At 47.6% G+C, this 6,400-nt stretch carries 4 protein-coding genes and 1 pseudogene; all 5 read right to left on the bottom strand.

Going from position 1 to position 6,400, the window contains the following annotated elements:
- On the bottom strand, positions 1-1,186 hold a 1,186-nt coding region (locus tag V7126_RS22185; protein WP_335499243.1), incomplete at its 3' end, for a phage baseplate upper protein.
- 18 nt (positions 1,187-1,204) lie between these two features.
- Entirely contained in the window at positions 1,205-3,763 is a 2,559-nt protein-coding gene (locus V7126_RS22180; protein ID WP_335499240.1) for a peptidase G2 autoproteolytic cleavage domain-containing protein, read from the bottom strand.
- A 15-nt stretch (positions 3,764-3,778) separates the two neighbouring features.
- On the bottom strand, positions 3,779-5,128 hold the full coding sequence (locus tag V7126_RS22175; RefSeq protein WP_216898737.1) for a phage tail protein: 1,350 nt from the start codon (positions 5,126-5,128) through the stop codon (positions 3,779-3,781).
- Between the two features lie 11 nt (positions 5,129-5,139).
- Entirely contained in the window at positions 5,140-5,958 is an 819-nt protein-coding gene (locus V7126_RS22170; protein WP_335499237.1) for a phage tail family protein, read from the bottom strand.
- Positions 5,955-6,400, bottom strand: a pseudogene (locus tag V7126_RS22165) (phage tail tape measure protein); the annotation flags it as partial. The pseudogene V7126_RS22165 and the gene V7126_RS22170, both read right to left, overlap by 4 nt.

Below are 6,400 nucleotides of genomic sequence, written 5' to 3'. Positions count from 1 at the left end.
CAGATGTTCCGATAGCCGGCAATGTTCCAAAAGATCCGCGCAGCCATAGAACGTTGTTGCTAACGGAAAATTTCAACGGATACACCGAATCCTGTTTAGCTCCGTTTATGAGCGTCACAGAGTTCCAGGTCGGCGATAGGTCAGACGAAGTTAAAACACGACGCCACCCTTGCCATCCTAAATTCGGGTCTAAATAATTCGTAAACATGTTATTTTGCCAGTCGATCGCAATAACGTAACCGTACGAAGGCTGCCCATTACTATCGGTCGACGTCATATGAAAAACGCCTCTTGTAGAGTTAGTAGAAGCCGCGTTTGTTGCTTTGCCCGTAGAATAAAAAGTACCGAACCGTCTCCCGCTTTGGATAATCTTCGTATAAAAATCGTCAGAATCCGTTATTGATGTATAAACGCCTCCGACGTCATTGGTTACTTTAAATAACTGACTTCCGTTCCACTTCGTTCGCTCGTCAGCCGTAATATGCCGTACATTATCCGCGACATGCGTATCGAAATCCGTCTTCGCCGCCTGCTTTACGTTATCAACGTTAGCCAAGCCGACCTGGGATTTCGTGACCTTATGCGGATTGTCCGTTTTAGCTGCGTGTAGGTCCGTATAAGCTTTCGCGTTCGCTTCCGCTGCATCCGCCTTCGCTTGGGCGCCGGCCTTCGTTTCGATATTCTCGAATTCGTCAAACTTCGCTTTTATTTCGTTGAGCGTTTGGTTGATCTCATCCGTAGTTTTGTTGATATCCGCCTTCAGATCTTCGAAATCTTCGATATAGTATTCCGCAAGTGGAGCGATATTGGCATCGACGAGCGCCTTATCGATCTCAAACGAAAATTTATGAACGCTTAGACTCTGTCCGTTGTCATAACTAACGTAAAGCTCTGCCGTTACGGTTCCAGCGTGCTTAATTTGATCGTTGGTCAGGACGTAAAAAAGGACGCCCTCAAAAGCGTCCCCGACTTCCGTATTAACGTAAAACTCGCTACCGTCCGCCATCCGCATGAATAGCTTGCCGTGTGTTGCGTTTGAGATCGGCAACGGTTCGCCGTCCTTCGTCAGCTTGAACGTTATTTTTGCCGTTCCGATGTCTTGCGTGCTGTATTGAATGTTCACCGATATAATCCGCTTTATCTGCGAGTTCACATCGAATTGAACGCTTGAATCTTTATATATCATCCGGCCCCTCCTCTACATTTACGGATGAATAAAGACTAGGGCGACCCCGTATCCTTTATCCGCATCATATTCCTTGTGCATCCGCATCACAAAAAGACCCGATCCGTCTTCCGATTTCGTGCCGGTTCCGTCGTTTGGAACGATATAGTCCCCGACCCGAACCGTTTCGTCTACACGGACGAAAACTTGCCCGATCAGCCCTACGATATGCCATTCATCACGTTCTTCGCGTGGAACATATTCGAGATCTGGATCATAGTTCGGATTTTCCTTTGGAACCACGTATTTCTCGCCATCTACGGTAACTGTTTCGTAAATAAGTCCGCCGAAATCATTTCGGAGGTACCGGTCGTTCCAATAGAACGCTGCTCCACCCATGATAACGCCGGCCGTCTCCGAGATAACCCCGAGTATCCTTTCGCCTTTTTGCGCTTTTCGGATTTTGTCGCCATCAAGCGTTACAAGATATCCGGACTCGATTTTGCTGCCGTCTTTCGATTCGAAATACTCCGCAAGGTCCTTTAGATCGGATACGCTTTCGACGGCTCCAATCCCCCGAACCGATCCCGCCTGGGCGTTAATTTCGACTCGTTTATTCGCTGTAGACGGCTCGCTTCCGAATCCCCAAACAGTCGTATAGCTCTTGTCGTTGATGACGTTTACGGAACCGAGGACCAATGCCGAAACTAAGCCGGACCCTTTAACGTGGGAATTATTCGATCCCATTACGACAGAACGCGATCCTTCCGTCGATGATCCGGTACGAGTTGCGATGAGTGCGTTTGCGTCGCCTTTCGTTTTCCCGTTACCAGTAGACGCAATAATTGCGCTTGTATTTGATATAGGCGATCCAGAAGACGAAGCCGCACGGAATCCGCTCTTAATGTTGTTTGGTACGGAGGAGTAGCGTTCGCCTCCAATAACGGCCGCATCCGTATATCCGTAGGCACGTACCGCAATGATATTTGCCTGGTTATTCGGAGACGTGATTCCGGCAGTCCCACCACTTGTGTGAGCGATACCGTTCGTTAAATTAACGTTATATACGCCGCCTCCCAAACTGATGGCGGTTGGCGCCGAATCATGAATTGCAAAGTTCGAAATAAAGACGTCATCTGTCCGTTGATCTCCTCCGGTAACGTGAATATCGGAGCCGGCTTTAGCGAAACCGTAAACCTGTACGCCGTTAACGTTTATTTTCCGACTCTTGTACTGGAATGCGATCGCTGACGTTCCTTTATAGTCGTATGTCGGATCTCCAATCGCACGGAAATTCGAAATCATGACACGCTGATAAGCCGAAACAACGAGCGCTTTCGGTTCAAGTCCGGCATATAGATCGTTGAATATCGGCTCGCGTGCCGTACAATCGACTAGTGTTACGTCTCGTGCCGTTTCGCTCCACGGCTCAGTTGCTAAGTGATGGCCGATATGCCGAAGGTCAAACGCGCGGACGTCACGGTAGGATTCACAACCGCGAATATGAACGTTTGACGGCGCCGGCCATTCAGTGTGCGCCTTCACCTCGTAACCGCGAACATTGCCGGACGTAAAACAATCGATGACCCAAACGTTTTTAGATCCGTCATCGACTTCGATACCGTTCGAGTTTGAGGACCCCGTGGCATGCGCCTTTCCGCTCGGATTTGTCATGACGCAGTTTGTGATGAAAATGTACTCGCTATAGTGCGTAGTCACTCCGTCGTCACCATACCCGGACCCGACGCATCGATCGAACCAGATATACCGGCAACCGTTTTTCGTATAGTCAGCGTCCGAAATGTTGTAGGTAGGCGCAGACGCATCGAAACAGTGCAGAGCCGGATTGATACCTTCTACTTCGCGCACGATTCCGAACTTAACATTTGCTAACGTTAGGCAGCTCGAATGTAGTCCGCCGGTCGGCCCAAGACCGCCCTGACGATCCGGGTTCCAGTCTAGCGACATTCCTTCGACCATGATATTTCGGTTTCCGTTCGTATGGTCCGCGTTGGTTACGACCCATTCGCTGGCCGGCGTATCCTCGTGAAGTTTTAGCGTAGTAACTCCGATTCCCTGGCCGACCATATACGTCCAGGACGGAAGTTTGACGCCTTTTACGATGTAGGTTCCTGCGGATAGAACTAATCGGACTTTACCCGTTCCAAGCGCTTTTTGGAACGCTTCTGTACTGTCGTTAACGCCTGTCGGATCTGCTCCGAAATCATCAACGTTTACTGTCCGTTTGATTTTCTGCAAAAGCTTAACGTATTCCGTATCTAACCGCTCTTTAAGCAATGGAAATACTTCGCCATCAGCACCGACCCGTGCATCGACGACTTCCTTAACGTTGGTCCCGTCGGCGTTTAAAATTACGTTGCGCAATCGGGTTTTTAGACTTTCAAGAACCGTAGACACAGAAAAACCGCCATGGTCGATTTGATCCGACGTGTGGGCGGTTCGAGCTTTTTTATGCGCATCTAAATCATAATTTGCGCTTCTTATATCCGATTCAATATCTTCCATGTTCTGATTGTAGTTGTTCCGGAAAATGCGATCCCACGCACTACCGGCTTTTCTGTACGGATATTTCGCCATTCGTCTCCTCCTTTATCATTGTCCTCCTACTTTCGCCTCGAGCGCAGCAATTCGATCCAATATCGACTGCATATCGACGTTGCCTGTTGCCGGCATAATAATCCGCTTCAGTTTTATAAAATCGGCATAACTCATCAAGCCGTTAGTGATCTCCGACGCCAAATCGACAATGACCTTTCCATCTGGTCCGACCAGAATGTTCGCAAGCTTTACGTAGTCAGACGAGCTCATCAACCCGTTCGAGTTGGCCGAAGCTAATCCATATTGCGGAATATTGAGCTTTGTCGGATCGTATCCCGGATCGAACGTCGTATTGCTGCCGATTTTAATTGAGCTTTCGCGAATCTTGCCGGTGTCCGAGTCGACTATCTTTGAAACGGTCCTTTGCGTTCGTTTAAAGTCGGAGACGATGTCCGTCGATTTTCTCGTAATTGATCCGAGTGTATATTTCGGTGATTTAGAAGGGTCTGAATAATCCTCGACTTGCACTACGCGAATCTGGACGTCTATTTCGAACGGTTCGATGATGCACCAAACGTAATCCCCTTTTCGGATGTCTTGAATTCCTAACGACTGAAGCTCGATGTAGGTGAGCGTGATCGAGATGTCGATGCGATCGTGGAGTTCTGATTTCAATTGCGCAAGTAAACTCTCTTTATCGGTGTACCGGTCATCGCGAACTGGATCTGCGTGCCGGATACCGAAGACTTCCGCTAACGGACTTTTGTATTCCGCAGTTACATTTTTACCGAATCCTCTAATATACGTCTTGAGCGAACTTGTATCGATGTCTTTTGACGGCTCCTTAATATTAAACGCATATCTTAACTGATTGTCGGTATATCTGGCGATCTCTTTCGCAATATAGATCGTTTTATTGACACATTCGTATTCAACTCCGAACTTCTCTGCGATAGAGTTTAATAACGCAAGGGATCTCGAATCTCCGAAGTTTTCGACGGTTACGGACTTCGCTAGACCTGTCGTATCGACTTGATACGAATAGCCGGTGCCCGCAAGCGCAAATTTAAGCATATCGTCAATAGAAAGCGCCTTTTTCCCTTCGATCACATCGTAAATGTGCATGTTATCCAGATCGACAAACATCCGATGAATTGCCGTCGCGGTCGCTTTTAGTTTGTTTCCGAAGGGCTTGATTGACGAGTTTTTAATGACGTATTCTTCCTCGTCGTAAATCAGAAAATTCTCGTTCTGTACTAAAGGAAAAGCGTGCTGATTTCGGTCAGTCAACACGCCAGTTACATCGATAGTCTTTTGGTTGTTGATCGCGTTCTTACGAGTCGTACTAAAATCCGTTAGCATTTCGAACTGGCCGGCGAGGCTCTGTATGAATAAATCCTTCACGCAACCACCGCCTATAAATAGTAAAAGCGAAAGTCGAATGAGATTTCGAAACTTCCGCTCGTACCCGATAATTTAAAGTCGTTCCAACCGGGCGCTATCGTAAGTAGCTTTCGATTAGTAGCGCCGAATATGCTAACGTTGTTTTTCGTTGCTCGTACTCCGTTAAGAATGATCGTATCTCCTGACGCTGTTGATCCGGTATATTTCCAAACGTCGCCTGTCGTCTTGTTAGTGATCGTCAGGTTTTTAGACGCACCTTTATACACGATAACTAACGGAAACTGGCGAGGGTTAATCGTTTCGGTTCCTGCATTGAAAAGTTTAAACGAGGTTGTTTTGTGCTTATATGCCGGAGTCTCATCGATTAGCCCTTCGCCGATCTGCCATAAGTCCGAATCGAAAGTGAACGGATTAAGCGTGGTTCCGATCGATTCTGCGAACGGACTGAACGCAATAAGCTCGATATCGAACATACCGTATATTCGTTGTTGATCGATCGAATATGATGCGTTTGTTTTGACGAGCCAGCGTTTACCTGGATTATACGATTCCGTAATATAGAACGGCTGCCGCGTTTCAAACAGTTTAAATACTTCGTCGCGCATTAAGTAATAATCCGGAATATCCGCGGCCTTTAAATAGAACGAACACTTTATCGTCCTGGCATCGTATGTTGTTCCGCAATCAACAAGCCCGTTTAATCCGTCGACTTGCTCCGTTGAATGACGAGGTGAAGGAGAAGACGGATTAAATTCACGGGTTGTGATGCCGATTTCGTCTAAGTCATAAACGGCTCCGGTTAACGTCGTGATAGTCGTACTCAACCTCATTCACCCCGCATGTAGTTTGTAATCGTTATTTTCTTGCCTTGTTCGGCGCTGACTGCGCTCTCTGTCATACGGCCAAGTTCTTCGCTATCAACCACGAATACAGATTCGATAACGATCGGCTGCTGTTGTTTCGGATCTACTCCGCTTCCGGAATCAACCGCGTATTTGACGGTTCCGAGTATTCCGCCGCCAAGTGCCATGCTCGGATTAAAAGCGTAAGATTGCGGATTGATCAGCGCAGCATTTGCCATTTCGTTTGCAGCCGCTTTGACAACGCCAATATTGCGCTCGATACCTAACGCAAGCCCCATCGGAAGGAATTTACCGATTTCATCGCGGAATAGACGTGACGGCGAGTGAATTCCGAAGAAGGATTTAAAGGAGTCCGTAACGCTGTCTACAAATCCGCCGATTTGGGTATTAAGCCACCCTTTCATCGAAT

Source organism: Bacillus sp. JJ675 (assembly GCF_036963165.1).
Lineage (GTDB): Bacteria > Bacillota > Bacilli > Bacillales > Bacillaceae > Bacillus > Bacillus glycinifermentans.
The sequence above is the reverse complement of the archived record's forward strand: the minus strand, read 5'-3'. Positions and strand labels throughout refer to the sequence as shown.